The sequence below is a fragment of the Streptomyces sp. SS8 genome (assembly GCF_054072955.1).
The window spans coordinates 1-733 of sequence record NZ_JBSVCZ010000065.1; the positions used below are offsets into that span (position 1 = coordinate 1).

1 protein-coding gene is annotated in these 733 nt (G+C 72.4%); it reads right to left on the reverse strand.

Translation table 11 applies throughout. The features are described from left to right. Positions 1–731 (reverse strand): carbamoyl phosphate synthase small subunit (locus tag ACW69E_RS27730; protein ID WP_457501033.1); only part of this gene is annotated, 731 nt, incomplete at its 3' end. Positions 732–733 lie beyond the last annotated feature (2 nt).

Consider the following 733-nt stretch of genomic DNA (forward strand, 5'->3'; position numbering starts at 1 on the left):
TCGGCGGCGGCCGGGTCGCCGGGGCCGTTGGAGAAGAACACCCCGTCCGGCTCCACCGCGTAGACCTCCTCCAGCGTGGCCGTGGCCGGCAGCACCCGGACCTCGACGCCCCGCTCGGCCATCCGGCGCGGCGTCATCCCCTTGATCCCCAGATCCACGGCCGCGACCGTGAAGCGCTTCTCGCCGACCGCCGGAACGGTGTACGCCTCGGTGGTGGCGACCTCGGCGGCCAGGTCGGCGCCGGTCATCTCGGGGGCGGCCTTGACCCTGGCCAGCATCGCGGCCTCGTCGGCGATGGCGTCGCCGGAGAAGATGCCGACCCGCATCGCACCCCGCTCACGCAGATGGCGGGTGAGCGCCCGGGTGTCCACCCCGCTGATGCCGACCACCCCCTGGGCGGTCAGCTCCTCGTCCAGGGTGCGCACCGCACGCCAGCTGGAGGGCACCCGGGCCGGATCACGCACCACATAGCCGGCCACCCAGATCCGCCCCGACTCCGGATCCTCGTCGTTGACACCGGTGTTACCGATGTGCGGAGCGGTCATCACCACCACCTGCCGGTGGTAGGACGGATCGGTCAGGGTCTCCTGGTAGCCGGTCATGCCGGTGGAGAACACCGCCTCACCCAGGGTCTCGCCCACGGCCCCGTAGGCGCGGCCGCGGAAGGTGCGGCCGTCCTCCAGGACCAGTACGGCGGGCACCCTGGAGGCTGTGCGGGCAGAGATCGTCATCG